This is a genomic window from Plasticicumulans lactativorans, assembly GCF_004341245.1.
GTDB lineage: Bacteria > Pseudomonadota > Gammaproteobacteria > Competibacterales > Competibacteraceae > Plasticicumulans_A > Plasticicumulans_A lactativorans.
Genome location: NZ_SLWY01000005.1, coordinates 33,540 through 50,021 on the forward strand (window position 1 = coordinate 33,540; position 16,482 = coordinate 50,021).

Sequence of the window (16,482 nt, forward strand, 5' to 3'; positions counted from 1 at the left end):
AGCAGGCGCGCCGCCCTGCGCATGACGCACCGGGCGGCCCTGAACCGCGGAGAATGCTCGTGGAACAAGACCTGACACAGGCTGCCAGCCGGCAGCGGGCGGCGGTGCGTCGCACCGCCTGGGTGCTGACCGTCACCGCGGTGGTGTTCTACCTCGGCTTCATCTGGCTGGCGGGGCGCCCGTGAGCACCGAGTCCACGGAACCGCTGGCCACCACGGCCGCGGCCAACCGCCGCTCGGTACGGCGCCTGCTCGCCGTGGTCGTCGGCATGTTCGGCTTCGGTTTTCTGATGGTGCCGTTCTACGACGTCATCTGCGACATCACCGGGCTCAACGGCAAGACGCGCAACAGCGTCGCCGACGCCGCGCCGGTGCGCGTCGACGCTTCGCGCACGGTCACCGTCGAATTCGTCGCCAGCGTCAACGCCGATGCGCCGTGGGAGTTCCGCCCCGACGTCGTGCGCCTGGATGTGCACCCGGGCCAGTTCTACCAGACGCATTTCTACGCCCGGAACCTGCAGGACCGGCCGCTGGTGGCGCAGGCGATCCCGAGCGTCGCGCCCGGCCTCGCGGCCACGTATTTCCAGAAGATCGAATGCTTTTGCTTCAACCGGCAGGCCTTCGCCGCCGGCGAGGGCCGCGAGATGCCGGTGACGTTCCGGCTCGATCCGGCCCTGCCGGCCGACACCCGCACCGTGACGCTCTCCTACACCCTGTTCCGGGCCGAGGGGCAGGGCGGCTGAGCGCCGACAACGAGACCACCACGCGCCCGATCGAGGCGCAGGGAGACAGGACGCGATGAGCGAGGTTCACCACGGCAGTTACTACGTCCCGCACAGCAGCGTGTGGCCGATCGTCGGCTCGGTCGGCCTGTTCACGACCATGCTCGGCGGAGCCAACTGGCTCAACGGCCACTCCAACACGCTGTTCATCATCGGCCTGTCGATCATGATCGTGATGCTGTTCGGCTGGTTCGGGACGGTGATCCGCGAGAGCGAGGGCGGCTTCTACAACGCGCAGATGGACCGCTCGTTCCGCTGGGGGATGAGCTGGTTCATCTTCTCCGAGGTGATGTTCTTCGCGGCGTTCTTTGGGGCGCTGTTCTACGCGCGCGAGTTTGCGCTGCCGTGGCTCGGTGGCAGCGCGGAGTCGAAGTTCGGCACCCACGAGTTCCTCTGGCCCAACTTCGAAACGCACTGGCCGACGAACGGTCCGGGGTTCGTCGGCGGCAGCTTCGAGGTGATGGGCGCCTGGGGTCTGCCGGCGATCAACACGCTGATCCTGCTGTCGAGCGGCGTCACGGTGACCTGGGCGCACTGGGGGCTGCTGAAGAACAACCGCCGGCAACTGATCATCGGCCTCGCCGCGACCGTCGCCCTCGGTTTCCTGTTCGTCACGCTGCAGGCGATCGAGTACAGCCACGCCTACCAGCACATGAACCTGAAGCTCAGCACCGGCATCTACGGCTCCACCTTCTTCATGCTGACCGGCTTCCACGGCCTGCACGTGACGATGGGCGCGATCATCCTGAGCGTGGTGCTGTTCCGCTCGATCGCCGGGCACTTCACCGCCGAGAAGCATTTCGCCTTCGAGGCGGCCGCGTGGTACTGGCACTTCGTCGACGTGGTGTGGCTCGGCCTGTTCGTGTTCGTCTACTGGCTCTGAGGGGCCTCACAGGCCGTGCGGCCTGATCAGGCCGGTCATGTAGGCGAGCATCAGCATGATGAAGAGGGCGACCGAGAGCCCGATGCGCACCGTCAGCGCGCGTACCGTGCGGTCGTTGCGCTGGCGATCGTGCACCAGGAAGTACAGCCCCGAGGCCAGGCTCGCCACGATGGCGAGGAGAGCCACGACGACGAGCAGCTTGAAGGTCATGGATCGTGCTCCGTGGAAAAGGGGGCGGGCGAGTATAGCCGCCGCGGGGCGCGACGCTGTCGGCGCCGCCGCCGCGGACGGTGGTGTGTGCCACCGTGCCCATGGCTAGCGCCGGCGCTTCGGTCGTGGCGCAGCGCCGCTGGCGGCGGCTGGCGCCGTGGCTGCTGGCCGTGGTCGCCGGCAGCGGATTCGTCGGTCTCGGTGTCTGGCAGTTGCGGCGTGCGGACGAGAAGGCCGCGCTGATCGCGGCCTTCGAGGTGCGCAGCCGGGCGCCGGCGGTGGCGCTCGCCGAGCTCGACCCCGCCGACCCCGCCAACCGGTTCCGCGAAGTGCGGGTGAGCGGACGCTACGTCGCCGAGCACCAGTGGCTGCTCGACAACCAGTTGCAGCATGGCCAGCCCGGCTACCGCGTGCTGACGCCGCTGGACCCCGGCGGCGCGGCCGCGTGGGTGCTGGTGGACCGGGGCTGGGTGGCGCAGGGGGAGACGCGTCAGGTGCTGCCGGAGGTGAGCGCGCCGCAGGGCAGGGTCACGGTGCTCGGGCGCCTGTCGCAGCCGCCCGAACCGGGGGTGCGGCTCGGCCACTGGCCGGCGCAGCCGTCCTGGCCGGCGGTGGTGCCCTGGTTCGACTTCGATGCCGCCGAGCACGCGCTCGGCCATCCGCTCGAGCGGGCGGTGATCCTGCTCGATCCCGCCGCGCCCGGCGGGTACCGGCGGGAGTGGGCCGTGAACCTGGTGACGCTGAGCCCCGACCGGCACCGGGCCTACGCGGTGCAGTGGTTCAGCCTGGCCGTCGCCGTGGCGGTGACGGCGGGAGTGCTCGAGTGGCGCCGGCGGGCGGCGCTCGGCAAGGAGAAAGAAGCATGTCGTCGATGAGTCTGCGTGCAACGGCGGCCGGTCGGCCGGCCCGTCAGCGCACGCTGCTGGTGGCGCTGATCGCGCTGTTCCTGCTGCCGCTCGTGCTCGCCTGGGTGCTGGTCGGCCACTGGCGCCCGTCCGGGAGTGCCGAGCACGGCGAATTGCTGGTGCCGGCGCGGCCGCTGCCGCAGGTGTTCATCACCGCGCACGCGCTGCACGGTCGCTGGACGCTGGTCTACCTTGCCACCGGGCCGGGGTGCGACGCGGCGTGCCGCGGGGCGCTGTACCGCCTCCGGCAGGTGCGCCTCGCCACCGGCAAGGACATCGACCGCGTGCAGCGGCTGGCGCTGTGGCTCCAGCCGGCCGACGCGGCGACCCGCCAGTGGCTCGCGGTCGAGCACGCCGGCCTCGCCGGCGCCGAGGCCGCTGCCGGGGAACTGCAGCCCTTCACGGCCGCGTGGCCGGCGGGAGGCGCGGTTGGCCGGTGGATCTACCTGGTCGACCCGCTGGGCAATCTGGTGCTGCGCTATCCGGCCGATGTCGACGCCAAGGGCATCCTGTCGGACCTGCAGCGCCTGTTGAAACTGTCGAAGATCGGGTGAGTCCATGCCGCGCACCGCATTCGCCCGCCTCGCGCTGTTCGCCGCCGTGCTCGCCCTGAGCGTGGTCGTGCTCGGTGCCTACGTGCGCCTGTCGCACGCCGGGCTCGGCTGCCCGGACTGGCCGGGCTGCTACGGCCGCCTCGACGTGCCCGACGAACCGCACCTGATCGCCTCGGCCAATGCCGCGTTCCCCGACCGTCCGGTCGAGGTCGCCAAGGCCTGGAAGGAGATGCTGCACCGCTACCTGGCGAGCGGCCTGGGGCTTGCGATCGTCGTCCTCGCGGCGCTCGCGTGGCGCCAGCGCCAGGTACCGGGGCAGGCGCGGGTGCTGCCCTTGGCGCTGGTCGCGCTGGTCGTGTTCCAGGGCGTGCTCGGGATGTGGACGGTGACGCTGCTGCTGAAGCCGCTGGTGGTGACCTCGCACCTGCTGTTCGGCCTCACCACGCTGGCGCTGCTGTGGTGGCTGGCCTTGCGCCACGCGCCGCTGGTGCCGACGCTGAGCCCCGCTGGCTCCTGGCGCGGCTGGGGGCTGCTGGCGCTGCTGCTGCTGGTCGGCCAGATCGCGCTCGGCGGCTGGACCAGCACCAACTACGCGGCCCTGGCCTGCCCCGACCTGCCGACGTGCCAGGGGCAGTGGTGGCCGACGACCGACTTCAGCACCGCGTACACCCTGTGGCACGGGCTCGGCCGCTCCTACGAGGGCGGCGTGCTCGACAATGCCGCCCGCGTCACCATCCACCTGACGCACCGCCTGGGGGCCATCGTCGTCGGCGGCGTCATCGGGGGGCTGGCGTGGCGCCTGCTGCGGGCGGCCGAGCGGCCGCTGCGAGTGCTCGGCGGCGTGCTCGCCACGTTGCTGGCGACGCAGATCAGCCTCGGCCTGGCCAACGTCGCCCTGCACCTGCCGCTGCCGGTGGCGGTCGCCCACAATGCCGGCGCGGCCGCGCTGCTGCTCGCCCTCGTCACCCTGCAACACATGCTGCGACCGAAGGACGTCACATGAGCCTGCATTCCCTCACCGTCGCGCGGCCCGGCTGGCGCGACTACCTCGAACTCACCAAGCCCAAGGTCGTGGCGCTGATCACCTTCACCGCGATGGTCGGCATGTTCCTCGCCACGCCCGGCATGGTGCCGTGGGATGTGCTGCTCGGCGGTTCGGCCGGCATCGCCCTGGTCGCGGGCGCGGCGGCCGCGATCAATCACGTGGTCGACCGGCGGATCGACGGCCTGATGCTGCGGACCCGCCAGCGGCCGCTGCCGACCGGCCAGCTCTACGGGGCGCAGGCGCTGGCGTTCGCGGGCGGCCTGTGCGCGCTGGGCATGGCGGTGCTGCTGGCCTGCACGAACCCGCTGACCGCGGCCCTGACCTTCGCGTCGCTGATCGGCTACGCGGTGATCTACACGATGTTCCTGAAGCGGGCGACGCCGCAGAACATCGTCATCGGCGGGGCGGCCGGCGCGGCTCCGCCGCTGCTCGGCTGGACCGCCGTCACCGGCACGGTGGAGGAGGGGGCGCTGCTGCTGTTCCTGCTGATCTTCGTGTGGACGCCGCCGCACTTCTGGGCCCTGGCGATCCACCGCCACCAGGACTACGCCCGCGCCGAGATCCCGATGCTGCCGGTGACGCACGGGCTCGCGTTCACCCGCCTGCAGATCCTCCTGTACACCATCATCCTGTTCATCGTCAGCCTGCTGCCCTTCCTCACCGGCATGAGCGGCGTGCTGTACCTCGCCGGGGCCGTGGGCCTGGGCCTGCGCTTCCTGTGGCTGGCCGGACGCCTGTACGCGCGCGCCGACGACCGCCTGGCGATGCCGGTCTTCGGCTATTCGATCGTGTACCTGTTCGGGCTGTTCAGCGCGCTGATGCTCGACCACTACCTGCGCGGCTTCCTGGCATGAGGTCCGTGAGCGTCGGCGTGGTGCACCATGAGAGGGCGCACTTTTGATTGAGCGCTTTTGTCCGGCTCCCCTAGAATGAGCGGTTGTATCTTCGGACGGGTCGCGCGTGCGTCTCAGCGGCGTCGGCGTGCGCGCCCCGAATGTCCCACCAGCCACCGATCCTGCAAGGAGATCGCGTCATGGCTATAAGCGCAGCAGCGTCAGCCGAGCAGTACAACTACGACATCGTGCGCAAGTTCACGATCATGTCCCTGGTCTGGGGCGTGCTCGGCATGGCGGTGGGGCTCTACATCGCCTGCGAACTGGCGTGGCCGTTCCTGAACTTCGACATTCCCGAGATCACCTTCGGACGTCTGCGCCCGGTGCATACCACGCTGGTGATCTTCGGCTTCGGCGGCTGTGCCCTGTTCGCGACCTCCTACTATGTCGTGCAGCGCACCTGCCAGGCGCGACTGCTCAGCGACGCGCTCGCCGACTTCACGTTCTGGGGCTGGAACCTCGGCTTGCTGCTCGGCATCGTCAGCTACATGGCGGGCATGAGCCAGGGGCGTGAATACGCCGAGTTCGAATGGCCGATCGATCTCGCCATCGCCGTGGTCTGGGTGGTTTATTTCTTCAATTTCATCACCGTGATCGTGCGCCGGTCGCAGCCGCACATCTACGTGGCGAACTGGTTCTACCTCGGCTTCATCCTCGCCACCGCCATCCTGCACATCTTCAACAACCTGGCGGTGCCGATCTCGCTGACCAAGTCCTACAGCCTGTTCGCGGGCGTTCAGGACGCGATGACGCAATGGTGGTACGGCCATAACGCCGTCGGCTTTTTCCTGACGGCGGCCTTTCTCGGAATGATGTATTACTTCGTGCCCAAGCAGGCGGGGCGGCCGGTCTACTCGTACCGCCTGTCGATCATCCACTTCTGGGCGCTGATCTTCCTGTACATGTGGGTCGGTGCCCACCACCTGCACTGGACCGCGCTTCCCGACTGGGTGTCGACGCTGGCGGCGACCTTCTCGGTGCTGCTGCTGCTGCCGTCGTGGGGCGGCATGATCAACGGCGTCATGACCCTTTCCGGGGCGTGGGACAAACTGCGGACCGACCCGGTGATGCTGTTCCTGATCACCTCGCTGTCGTTCTACGGCATGTCGACCTTCGAAGGCCCGCTGATGTCGCTGAAGAGCGTGAACGCGCTCTCGCACTACACCGACTGGACGATCGGCCACGTGCACTCGGGCGCGCTCGGCTGGGTCGCGATGGTGACCTTCGGCTCCTTCTACCACCTGGTGCCCCGCCTCTGGGACACCAAGATGTACAGCCAGCGCCTGATCTACGTGCACTTCTGGCTCGCGACCATCGGCATCGTGCTGTACATCACCGCGATGTGGGTCGCCGGCATCGGCCAGGGGCTGATGCTGCGGGCCTTCGACGACTACGGCAATCTGGCCTACAGCTTCGTCGAATCCGTGGTGTTCCTGCACAAGCCCTATGCCTGGCGCGCCCTCGGCGGAGCCTTCTTCGTCTCGGGCATCGTGCTGATGTGCTTCAACGTGGCGATGACGGTCCTGGCCGCACGGCGCGAACAGGCGGCGCTCGAAGCCAAGCTGGCCGCCAAGCTGGCGCGTACCTGATCGATACCCGGGAGCCACTCGCATGCGTCACGAGCACATCGAAGTCAACTCGGGGCTGATGATCGCCCTGGTGCTGGCGGTCATCAGCATCGGCGGACTGGTCGAGATCGTCCCGCTGTTCTACATCAACGAGACGATCGAAAAGGTCGACGGCGTGCGTCCGTACACGCCGCTCGAACTGCGCGGGCGCGACATCTATGTCCGCGAAGGCTGCTACCTCTGCCATTCGCAGATGGTGCGCCCGTTCCGCGACGAATGGCTGCGTTACGGCCACTATTCGCTCGCCGCGGAATCGAAGTACGACCATCCCTTCCAGTGGGGCTCCAAGCGCACCGGTCCGGACCTGGCGCGTGTCGGCAACAAGTACTCGGACCAGTGGCAGGTCCAGCACCTGCTCAAGCCGACGTCGGTGGTGCCGGAATCGATCATGCCCAACTACCCGTGGCTGCTGCACAATGACCTCAGCTACGCCGATGTCGGCGACCGCATGAGGGCGCTGCGGCGCACGGGGGTGCCGTACTCGCTGACGCAGGCCGAGTACGAGGCCAACGTCAAGACCTTCGGCAAGGACGTCGCCGACAAGCTCGACATCAGCCAGGCGCAGGACAATCTGCTCAAGCAGGCACGCGGGCGGAACTACGACGGCCTGCCCAATCGCATCACCGAGATGGACGCGCTGGTCGCTTACCTCCAGGTGCTCGGCACCATGGTCGACTTCAGCAAGTACGACGAAGGCTACTTCGCCGAATTCCGTTGATGGCTCATCGGTCCGGCTGGTCGGCGGCAGGCGACCCGCCAGGAGTGTGTGATGTTCGACTGGTTCCAGTGGTTCACCCGACTCGACAACAGCAAGATGCTTTCGCTGGTGCTGTTCCTGTCGGCGTTCTGCGGGATCCTGGTCTACGTGTTCGGCAACCGCCGCCGCGGGCAGCGGCTCGAGTCGTACAAGAACATCCCGTTTCTGGACGATACCCCACCGCCGCCCGGTGCCGAGGCCAAGCCCAGCAAGGTGAAGGATAATGAGCAACACGACGACTAATCCGCAGAAGCCGACCGCGGTACAGACCACCGGCCATGCCTGGGACGGCGATCTGCAGGAGTTCAACAATCCGCTGCCGCGCTGGTGGCTGTGGGCGTTCTACGCGACGGTGGTGTTCGCGATCGGCTACTGGTTCGTCTACCCCGCCTGGCCGGTCGGCGGGTCGTGGACCAAGGGCTTTGCCAGCGCGACGTTCTCGGTCGGTGGCAAGGAGCAGACGATGCGCTGGAACACCCGCAGCGAACTGCTCCAGGACCTCGACAGCGGCGCCGGCGCGGTGCGCCAGCGCGAGTACCTGCAGAAGATCGCGAGCGCGGACCTCGAGCAGGTGCGCCAGGACCCGAAGATGCAGGACTTCGTGCGGCAGGCCGGCAAGGTCCTGTTCGGCACCAACTGCGCGGCCTGCCACGGCAGCGGCGGCCAGGGCGTGATCGGGCAGTTCCCGGCCTTGAATGACGACGACTGGCTGTGGGGCGGTACCGTCGACGACATCCGCAGGACGCTGATCGGCGGGCGCAACGGCTTCATGCCGGCATTCCGCGAGGCGCTGACCCCGGCCCAGGCCGACGATGTCGCCCAGTACGTGCTCACGCTGTCGGGCATCGTGCAGCCCGACGAGGCCGCCGAGCGCGGCAAGGCGATCTTCCACGGCAGCGTCGGGGGCTGCTATTACTGCCACGGCGATGCCGGCAAGGGCATCAAGTCGATGGGTGCGGCGAATCTCAGCGACAAGATCTGGACGCTGGTGGACGTCAACGCCACCGCGACGGTCGCCGACAAGCATGCGCTGGTGCGCTCGGTGATCTGGAACGGCGTGCAGAACCGTCGCCAGATGCCAGCGTTCGGCCATCGTCTGTCGGACGCCGAGATCAAGCTGCTCGCCTTCTACGTCCATCAGTTGGGTGGCGGTCAGTAACTGCTCCCCGCCAGCCGGTCGCCCCACGCGGCCGGGCGGGCCGGGGGCGCGGCGCGCCATGCTGATGCGCCGCGCCCCCGGTCCCAAGCGTCGATCCGATCGCCTGCCGTGTGACGCCCGGATCGACCTTCCTCCAAGGTGCCGTCATGGCCGAAGCTGAAGTCCAGCTCTATCAGAAGCGCCTCCCCATCCACCCGCGATCGGTGCAGGGGCGTTTCCGCAACATCAAGTACGCGGTGCTGGCGCTGGCCTACAGCGTGTACTTCCTGCTGCCCTGGGTGCGCTGGGAGCGCCCGATGGGGGTCAACCAGGCCCTGCTATTCGACATTCCCGGGCGCAAGTTCTACGTGTTCGACCTGGTGGTGCAGGCGCAGGACATCTTCTGGCTCGCCGGCCTGCTGGTGATCGCGGCGATGCTGCTGTTCTTCGTCACCGGGGTCGCCGGGCGCGTGTTCTGCGGTTATTTCTGCTTCCAGACCCTGTGGACCGATGTGTTCGTGCTGATCGAGCGCTGGGTGCAGGGGGAGCGCCCGGCGCGGCTGCGCCTGGCCAAGCAGCCGTGGGATGCCGAGAAGCGGCGCAAGATGCTCACCACCTGGGGGCTGTGGCTCGCCACCTCGTTCCTCACCGGGCTGACCTTCACCCTCTACTGGGCCGACGCACCGACGCTGGTGTGGCAGATGTTGACCCTGTCGGCGCCGTTCCCGGCCTACGCGACCACGTTTCTGCTGACGTCGACGACCTTCGTGATGGCCGGCCTCGCCCGCGAGCAGGTGTGCACCTACATGTGCCCCTACGCGCGCTTCCAGAGCGTGATGTTCGACCGCGACACCCTGATCATCGCCTACGACCAGAAGCGCGGCGAGGGAACGGCCGGCCGCGCCCGCATCACCAAGGAGATGAAAACCCGCGAGGAGCGGGCCGCCGCCGGCATCGGCGACTGCATCGACTGCGGCTACTGCGTACAGGTGTGCCCCGTCGGCATCGACATCCGCAAGGGCCTGCAGCTGCAGTGCATCTCGTGCGCGCTGTGCGTCGACGCCTGCGACAGCATCATGGACAACCTGGGCTGGCCGCGCCGGCTCATCGCCTATACCTCCGACAACGCCCAGCAGGGCAAGCCGACGCGCGTGCTCAAGCCCAAGACCCTCGGATACGGTGTCGCGCTCGCCGCGGCGATCGTCGCCCTGGGCTGGAGCGTGGCGACCCGCGAACCCCTCGACGTATCGGTCGAGCAGGTCCGACAGCCCCTGTCGGTGACGCTGTCCGATGGCCGCATCCAGAACAGCTACGAGATCAAGCTGAACAGCAAGGTCACCGCCCCGGGGCGCGTCCGTATCGCGATCAGCGGCCTGGACGGGGCCGAACTCGATCTGGGCGGGCTCGACGTCGTCACGCTGGACCCCGAGCAGCGCCTGCGCGTCATGGCCAAGATCAAGCTGACGATGAGCGGCAGCGGCGGGCGGCGCGAGTTCCAGTTCGTGCTGACCCCGGACGGTGCGCTGGGACAGGCACCGATCCGCTTGCCGGTGACTTTCCACGGGCCTTGACGATGAACGATCTGCTGCTCTCGCTGGCGCTCGGAACCGCCCTGGTCGCGGCCGCCAATCTGTTGCTGTACCGCTTCAGCCGCTGGGGCGGCCTGCGCGTGGCGCTGCTGGTGGCGGCGCTCACCGTGATCGTCTACGTGCCCCTGGCGCTGCGTGACTGGCCGGGAGGCGACGTGTTCGCGATCCACCTGGCGCTCTATCTGGTGGTGTCGTGCCTGTTCGGAGTCATCGCCGGCGCCCGCGACCGCGCCCTGGTGCTCGGTCGTGGCGCCGACCGTGGCGAGCGCGCCTTCATGCTGGGGCCGGCGGCGATCATCGGCTTCTTCGTCGTGCTGGTCGCCGTCGACACCGTGTTCGTGATGGTCGCGCAGAACGGCCTTTCCAGTGATCTCGCACGCCGCCTGCTGCCGCGCCCCGTCGACGAGAGCGCCGCCAGTTCCGCCTTTCCCGGCGTGGTGTCGCACGATTTCCAGAAGAAGGAGGCGCTCTACAACGCCTATCTCGAACGCGTCGAGCGCCAGCGCGAGCGCGGCTGGCAGGTGCACAAGGGCTGGCTCGGCGAGCCCGCCGCCGGCCGGGAGACGGACTTCCAGGTCGTGGTGCGCGACCGCAACGGCCGCCCGGTCAGTGGCGCCGAGGTCGGCGGCGAGTTCCTGCGCCCCTCCGACGACCGCCTGGATACCCGCTTCGAGATGCACGAGGGCGAGGCCGGTGTCTACCGCGCGCGCATCGCGCTGCCGGCGCCGGGCATGTGGAACCTGGTGCTGCTGGTGCGCAGGGGCGAGGACATGCACGAAGTGCGGGCGAACACGTCCGTTGCCGCCCGCGAGTGAGCGCGATGGAGCGCGTCGAGACCTTGCCGGCTGCGACCGAGGCCGGGATCGGAGCCGAGCGCGAATGCTTTCACTGCAGCCTGCCGATTCCCGACGGCACCCGCTTCCACGTCGTCGTCGACGGCCGCCCGCACCGGCTGTGCTGTCACGGCTGTGAGGCCGTCGCGCGGGCGATCGTCGACGCCGGGCTGACGGGTTACTACCGCCACCGCACGGCGCCGTCGCGCCGCGCCGAGGATCTCGTCCCGGCGCAACTGCGCGAGATGGAACTCTATGACCGCGACGATCTGCAGCGCAGTTTCGTGCGCGCGGCGGAGCAGGGCACGGTGCGCGAGGCCTCGCTGATCCTCGAAGGCATCGTCTGCGCAGCGTGCGTGTGGCTGAACGAGCGCCACGTCGGCGCCGTGCCGGGCGTGCTCGAGTTTCGTGTCAACTACTCGACGCACCGCGCGCATCTGCGCTGGGACAACGCCCGCGTCCCGCTATCGCGGATCCTCAAGACGATCGCCGCAATCGGCTACGTCGCCCACCCCTTCGACCCCGGTCGCCAGGAGGCGCTGCAGCGGAAGGAGCGGGCGCAGGCCCTGCGCCGCGTCGCGATCGCCGGGCTCGGCTCGATGCAGGTGATGATGCTGGCGGTCGCGCTGTACGCCGGCGACTACTACGGCATAGACGCCGACATCCGGCACTTCCTGCGCTGGATCAGCCTGGTGATCACCGTGCCCGTGCTGATGTACGCCTCCACGCCGTTCTTCCAGGCGGCTTGGCGCGACCTGCGCCGCGGTGCTCTCGGCATGGACGTGCCGATCGCTGCCGCCGTGCTGCTCGCGACGGTGGCGAGCGCGTGGCACACGGTGACCGGCAGCGGCGAGATCTACTTCGACTCGGCGACGATGTTCGTGTTCTTCCTGCTGTCGGGGCGCTTCCTGGAGATGGCCGCACGCCACCGCGCCGCCCAGGTTTCGGAGGAGCTCGTACGCATCCTGCCGTCGACGGCGACCCGGCTCGACCCGACGGGGGCCGAGACGGTGGTCGCGGTGGCCGAACTCGCTCCCGGGGACCGGGTGCTGGTGCGCCCGGGCGAAACGGTACCGGCCGACGGACAGGTGCTCGAAGGCGCGAGCAGCGTCGACGAGTCCCTGCTCACCGGCGAGAGCCTGCCGCTCGCGAAAGGGTTCGGCGATGCCCTGGTCGGCGGCGCGGTGAACGTCGAGAGCCCCCTGGTGATGCGCGTCGAGCGGGTGGGGGCCGAGACCGTGCTGTCGTCGATCGTGCGCCTGCTCGATCGCGCGCAGAGCGAGAAGCCGCGGATCGCGGCGCTCGCCGACCGCATCGCCGGCGGGTTCGTCGCCGCGCTGCTGGTGATCTGCGCGGGCGTCGCCTGGTGGTGGTGGCAGCACGACGCGGCACGCGCCTTCCCGATCGTGCTCGCGGTGCTGGTGGTGACCTGCCCGTGCGCGCTCGGCCTCGCCACGCCGGCCGCGATCACCGCGGCCACCGGTCGCCTCACCCGCAACGGCCTGCTGACCACGCGCGGCCATGCCCTCGAAACCCTGGCGCGGACCACCCACGTCGTGTTCGACAAGACCGGGACGCTCACCCACGGCAAGCTGCGGCTGGTCCGGGTCGTTCCCGCCGGCGCGCTGGCAGAGGCGGAATGTCTGGCGATCGCGGCCGCGCTGGAGCGTGGGTCGGAGCACCCGGTCGGCCGGGCGCTGGTCGAGGCCACGGACGACCGCCGCCAGGCCCACGACATCGCCAACGTCCCCGGGCAGGGGGTGAGCGGCATGCTCGACGGGCAGCGCTATCGCATCGGCAAGCCGCAGGCCGAGGGGCTGCCCGCGGCCGCGCAGGGCGACGACGGTACCTGGGTGGAACTCGCCGGCGAGGCGGGCGTGCTCGCCTGGTTCCAGTTCGCCGACCGCCTGCGCGGCGATGCCGCCGAGACCGTCGCGGCGCTGCGGGCGCTCGGCCTGCAGATCCTGCTGCTGTCGGGCGACCGCCCCGGGGCGGTGGCCGCGGTGGCCGCGGAAGTCGGGATCGCGCATGCCGAGGGTGGCCTGCTGCCGGCCGACAAGCTCGCCCGCATCGGTGCCCTGCAGCGCGAGGGGGCGGTGGTGGCGATGGTCGGTGACGGCATCAACGACACCCCGGTGCTGGCTGCCGCCAATGTGTCGATCGCGATGGGGAGCGGCACGCAGCTCGCGCATGCAGCTGCCGACATGGTGCTGCTCGCGAGCAGCCTGCGGCAGCTGGCCGAGGGCATCCGGGTGGCACGACGCACGCTCGCGATCATTCGCCAGAACCTTGCCTGGTCGCTGATCTACAACGTGCTGGCCCTGCCGGCCGCGGCGGCCGGCTGGATCACGCCCTGGATGTCCGCCATCGGCATGTCCCTGAGTTCGGTGCTGGTGGTACTGAATGCCCTGCGGCTGCGCGCCGACGGTCGCCGCTGAGGGACGGTGATGGAAATCCTCTACCTGCTGATTCCGCTGGCGGTGATCATCATGATCGTCGCGGCGTGGGCGTTCGTGTGGTCGGTCAAGTCCGGCCAGTTCGATGACCTCGAAGGGCCTGCACACCGCATCCTGATGGACGACGACGATCCGCGCATTCCGCGGCCACCGCAGGAGCGGCTCGACGAGCCTTCCTTGAAGGAGCATGACCGTTGAACTACCATTCGGCCACTTAAATGTCTGCTGGGACGGCCGCTCCATGTTCACGTTCGAGAACTTCCCGATGGTGGTCATCATCGCGCTGATCCTGCTGGCGTGGCTCAGTTTCTTCTCGGTGATCCTCTGACGCGGCGGGTATCCTCGACGCATCGGGACACGGCCTCCGCGGAGGCCGTTTTCGTTTTCCGAGGCCGTGACGGCGGACCGAATGGCACAAGCGACGCGTGAACGAGCGGTGCTCGACACCCTGGCCGATGGCGCCTTCCACTCCGGCGAGGATCTCGCCCGGGCGATCGGCACCAGCCGCGCGGCGGTATGGAAGATCGTGCGTGGCCTGCAGGCGCGCGGCTTCGACGTTCACAGCGTGCGGGGGCGCGGCTACCGCCTCGGCAGTGCCGTCGAATGGCTCGACGCCGCGGCCATCCGCGCTGCGCTCCCCGGAGATGCCGTGGATTCGATCGACACGATCGACGTGCTGCCCAGCGTCGATTCCACCAATACCTGGCTCACCGCCCGCGCCAAGGCGGGGGCGCCTGCGGGCGCCGTGTGTCTCGCCGAAGCGCAGAGCGCGGGCCGCGGACGCAGCGGACGGCACTGGCACTCGCCGGCCGGCGCTAACCTGTACCTGTCGCTGCTGTGGCGCTTCGGCTTCGCACCCGCGCAGCTCAGCGGCCTGTCACTGGCGGTCGGCGTGGCCGTCGTCCACGCCCTCGAGCGCTTCGGGGTGGCGGACATCGGCCTGAAGTGGCCCAACGACGTGGTCGCGGGTGGTCGCAAGCTGGGTGGAGTGCTGCTCGAGTTCGGCGGCGAATCCGGTGGACCCTGCCATGTCGTCATCGGCATCGGCATCAATCTGCACATGCCGGCGAGTGCCGTCACGGCGATCGATCAGCCGTGGACGGACCTCGCGACGCTCGGTGGCGGCGCGGTTTCGCGCAACCGCCTGGCGGCGATGTTGATCGGCGAACTGGCGGCCACCTGCCGGCGCTTTGCGGACAGCGGCTTCGCGGCGTTCGCTGCCGAGTGGCAGCGCTACGACATCGCCATGGGGCAGGCGGTGAGGCTGTCGTGGCCCGGACACGCGGTCGAGGGCGTGGCGCGCGGCGTGGATGCAACGGGTGCCGTGCTGCTCGAGGCCGGCGGCACGTGCAGGAGCTTCGCCGTCGGTGAGCTCAGCCTGCGGTTGGCGACGTGATCCTGTACGTCGACATCGGCAACACGCGCCTCAAGTGGCTCGGCGAGGCCGCTGGGCGGGTGCCCGTGCGTGGCGCCTTCGTGCACCGTGATGGCGACCTCGCGGTGCTGCTGCAGCAGGCCTGGAGCGACCTGCCGCTGCCGGCGCGCGTGCTCGTCGTCAGCGTCGCCGGGGAGGGCATGGCCTCGACATTGACGCAATGGGTGCAGCGGCAATGGGGGCTTGCGATCGAGTTCGTACACAGCCGTGCCAGCGGCTTCGGCGTCGTGAACGCCTACGCGGAGCCGACCCGCATGGGAGCCGATCGGTGGGTCGCGATGGTGGCCGCGCGCGGATTGACCCAGGGGGCATGCTGCGTGATCGATTGCGGCACGGCGGTGACGGTCGACGTGCTGTCGGCACAGGGGCGGCACGCGGGCGGGGTGATCTTCCCGGGGCTGCAGTTGATGCGTCTGGCGCTCTACCGTGACACGCAGCGCATTCCCGCCGAGCCCGTGGGCGCCGCGCCGGTGGCGCCGCTCGGTCACGACACCGCGTCCTGTGTGGCGGCCGGTGTGCAGCATGCGGTCGCGGGCGGGATCGGTCGCGTCGTGGAGAGTGCCCGCGTGCGTGTCGGAGCGTCACTCGACTGCTTCATCACCGGTGGCGACGGGCCAGCCCTCGCTGCCGTGCTGGGGGGCGACTACCAGTTGCACCCGGACCTGCTGTTCGAGGGCTTGCGGCGGATCGCCGCGGGTTAGCGGGGCGCTTGGTCGGGCGCATGCCGCTGCGATAGACTTCCGCGTCCGGTTTCCGCGGCGCTGACGTAGCTCAGTCGGTAGAGCAGCTGCCTTGTAATCAGCAGGTCGGGGGTTCGATTCCCTCCGTCAGCACCACCGGGTCGATTTTTCCGCTGTCGGCGCGATCGCATCGACGCGCATGCGCACGATCTGCTCGGATCGCTTAAGGCGATGAATGATTTATGGTTTTTGACGTACCTTCCGGCGCTTGGTGCACTCTGGCGGTGCTTGACAGCGCCAGGTCCGTCAAAGAGAATGCGCGTCTCGTTTTTCGGAGGGGTTCCCGAGCGGTCAAAGGGAGCAGACTGTAAATCTGCCGGCTCAGCCTTCGAAGGTTCGAATCCTTCCCCCTCCACCAGTTTTTTGCGAGCGCGCTGCAGCCGCTCGGAGCGGTCCCCGCAAGGTGCTCATGGCTGGAAGGTCAGCAAAGCGGGTGTAGTTCAATGGTAGAACCTCAGCCTTCCAAGCTGATGGTGTGGGTTCGATTCCCATCACCCGCTCCATGAATGGATTTTTTGGCCCATGTAGCTCAGTCGGTAGAGCACGTCCTTGGTAAGGACGAGGTCACCAGTTCGAATCTGGTCATGGGCTCCAGATCGTTAGGCGTCAGGAATGGGTTGGCTTCATCTGTCAAA

At 68.8% G+C, this 16,482-nt stretch carries 19 protein-coding genes and 4 tRNA genes; 22 read left to right on the forward strand and 1 reads right to left on the reverse strand.

Going from position 1 to position 16,482, the window contains the following annotated elements:
• Positions 1-59 precede the first annotated feature (59 nt).
• From EV699_RS20410 to EV699_RS04740, 3 genes are read left to right on the forward strand one after another with little or no spacing between them, the layout of a single operon-like run.
• Positions 60-185: a hypothetical protein gene (locus tag EV699_RS20410; RefSeq protein ID WP_279389399.1), complete on the forward strand. Its 126-nt coding sequence runs from the start codon at positions 60-62 to the stop codon at positions 183-185.
• On the forward strand, positions 182-742 hold the full coding sequence (locus tag EV699_RS04735) for a cytochrome c oxidase assembly protein (RefSeq protein WP_243662563.1): 561 nt from the start codon (positions 182-184) through the stop codon (positions 740-742). Before EV699_RS20410 ends, EV699_RS04735 begins: the two co-directional genes overlap by 4 nt.
• A gap of 55 nt (positions 743-797) precedes the next feature.
• Positions 798-1,664, forward strand: coding sequence for a cytochrome c oxidase subunit 3 (locus EV699_RS04740; RefSeq protein ID WP_132539507.1), 867 nt, complete (start codon positions 798-800; stop codon positions 1,662-1,664).
• Between the two features lie 6 nt (positions 1,665-1,670).
• On the opposite strand, the gene EV699_RS04745 is transcribed toward EV699_RS04740, so the two are convergent.
• The gene (locus EV699_RS04745; protein WP_132539509.1) at positions 1,671-1,874 is read right to left on the reverse strand and encodes a twin transmembrane helix small protein; all 204 of its coding nucleotides are present in this window, start codon (positions 1,872-1,874) and stop codon (positions 1,671-1,673) included.
• Between the two features lie 101 nt (positions 1,875-1,975).
• On the opposite strand from EV699_RS04745, the gene EV699_RS04750 reads away from it, so the two are divergent.
• The 19 genes from EV699_RS04750 (at position 1,976) to EV699_RS04835 (ending at position 16,441) form a co-directional block, all read left to right on the forward strand.
• Complete coding sequence (locus EV699_RS04750; RefSeq protein ID WP_243662573.1) at positions 1,976-2,749, forward strand: SURF1 family protein; 774 nt, start codon at positions 1,976-1,978, stop codon at positions 2,747-2,749.
• Positions 2,737-3,333, forward strand: coding sequence for a hypothetical protein (locus EV699_RS04755; RefSeq protein ID WP_132539513.1), 597 nt, complete (start codon positions 2,737-2,739; stop codon positions 3,331-3,333). The genes EV699_RS04750 and EV699_RS04755 overlap by 13 nt, the downstream gene beginning before the upstream one ends.
• Before the next feature lie 4 nt (positions 3,334-3,337).
• Positions 3,338-4,336 (forward strand): COX15/CtaA family protein, encoded by a 999-nt coding sequence (locus tag EV699_RS04760; RefSeq protein ID WP_132539515.1) that lies wholly within the window; start codon positions 3,338-3,340, stop codon positions 4,334-4,336.
• A complete protein-coding gene (gene cyoE, locus EV699_RS04765) occupies positions 4,333-5,232 on the forward strand; it encodes a heme o synthase (protein WP_132539517.1) in 900 nt (299 codons plus the stop codon). The genes EV699_RS04760 and cyoE overlap by 4 nt, the downstream gene beginning before the upstream one ends.
• A 179-nt stretch (positions 5,233-5,411) precedes the next feature.
• Positions 5,412-6,860: a cytochrome-c oxidase, cbb3-type subunit I gene (gene ccoN, locus EV699_RS04770; protein ID WP_132539519.1), complete on the forward strand. Its 1,449-nt coding sequence runs from the start codon at positions 5,412-5,414 to the stop codon at positions 6,858-6,860.
• Positions 6,861-6,882: 22 nt separating this feature from the next.
• Positions 6,883-7,617: a cytochrome-c oxidase, cbb3-type subunit II gene (gene ccoO / locus EV699_RS04775; protein WP_132539521.1), complete on the forward strand. Its 735-nt coding sequence runs from the start codon at positions 6,883-6,885 to the stop codon at positions 7,615-7,617.
• A gap of 51 nt (positions 7,618-7,668) precedes the next feature.
• A complete protein-coding gene (locus EV699_RS04780; RefSeq protein WP_132539523.1) occupies positions 7,669-7,899 on the forward strand; it encodes a cbb3-type cytochrome c oxidase subunit 3 in 231 nt (76 codons plus the stop codon).
• The gene (gene ccoP, locus EV699_RS04785; protein ID WP_132539525.1) at positions 7,880-8,815 is read left to right on the forward strand and encodes a cytochrome-c oxidase, cbb3-type subunit III; all 936 of its coding nucleotides are present in this window, start codon (positions 7,880-7,882) and stop codon (positions 8,813-8,815) included. The genes EV699_RS04780 and ccoP overlap by 20 nt, the downstream gene beginning before the upstream one ends.
• A 146-nt stretch (positions 8,816-8,961) precedes the next feature.
• Complete coding sequence (ccoG, locus tag EV699_RS04790) at positions 8,962-10,365, forward strand: cytochrome c oxidase accessory protein CcoG (RefSeq protein WP_132539527.1); 1,404 nt, start codon at positions 8,962-8,964, stop codon at positions 10,363-10,365.
• A 2-nt stretch (positions 10,366-10,367) separates the two neighbouring features.
• Positions 10,368-11,198: a FixH family protein gene (locus EV699_RS04795; protein WP_132539529.1), complete on the forward strand. Its 831-nt coding sequence runs from the start codon at positions 10,368-10,370 to the stop codon at positions 11,196-11,198.
• Between the two features lie 5 nt (positions 11,199-11,203).
• Positions 11,204-13,654: a heavy metal translocating P-type ATPase gene (locus EV699_RS04800; RefSeq protein WP_132539531.1), complete on the forward strand. Its 2,451-nt coding sequence runs from the start codon at positions 11,204-11,206 to the stop codon at positions 13,652-13,654.
• 9 nt (positions 13,655-13,663) lie between these two features.
• Positions 13,664-13,870, forward strand: a complete 207-nt coding sequence (ccoS, locus tag EV699_RS04805; protein WP_132539533.1) for a cbb3-type cytochrome oxidase assembly protein CcoS — start codon at positions 13,664-13,666, stop codon at positions 13,868-13,870.
• A complete protein-coding gene (locus EV699_RS19870) occupies positions 13,860-14,000 on the forward strand; it encodes a hypothetical protein (RefSeq protein WP_165904033.1) in 141 nt (46 codons plus the stop codon). Before ccoS ends, EV699_RS19870 begins: the two co-directional genes overlap by 11 nt.
• An 81-nt stretch (positions 14,001-14,081) precedes the next feature.
• Positions 14,082-15,068: a bifunctional biotin--[acetyl-CoA-carboxylase] ligase/biotin operon repressor BirA gene (birA, locus tag EV699_RS04810; protein ID WP_132539535.1), complete on the forward strand. Its 987-nt coding sequence runs from the start codon at positions 14,082-14,084 to the stop codon at positions 15,066-15,068.
• Entirely contained in the window at positions 15,065-15,808 is a 744-nt protein-coding gene (locus EV699_RS04815; protein WP_132539537.1) for a type III pantothenate kinase, read from the forward strand. Before birA ends, EV699_RS04815 begins: the two co-directional genes overlap by 4 nt.
• Before the next feature lie 59 nt (positions 15,809-15,867).
• Positions 15,868-15,943 (forward strand) — tRNA-Thr (locus tag EV699_RS04820).
• Between the two features lie 177 nt (positions 15,944-16,120).
• Positions 16,121-16,205 (forward strand) — tRNA-Tyr (locus EV699_RS04825).
• Between the two features lie 71 nt (positions 16,206-16,276).
• Positions 16,277-16,350, forward strand: a tRNA-Gly gene (locus EV699_RS04830).
• Between the two features lie 15 nt (positions 16,351-16,365).
• Positions 16,366-16,441, forward strand: a tRNA-Thr gene (locus tag EV699_RS04835).
• Positions 16,442-16,482: the final 41 nt, after the last annotated feature.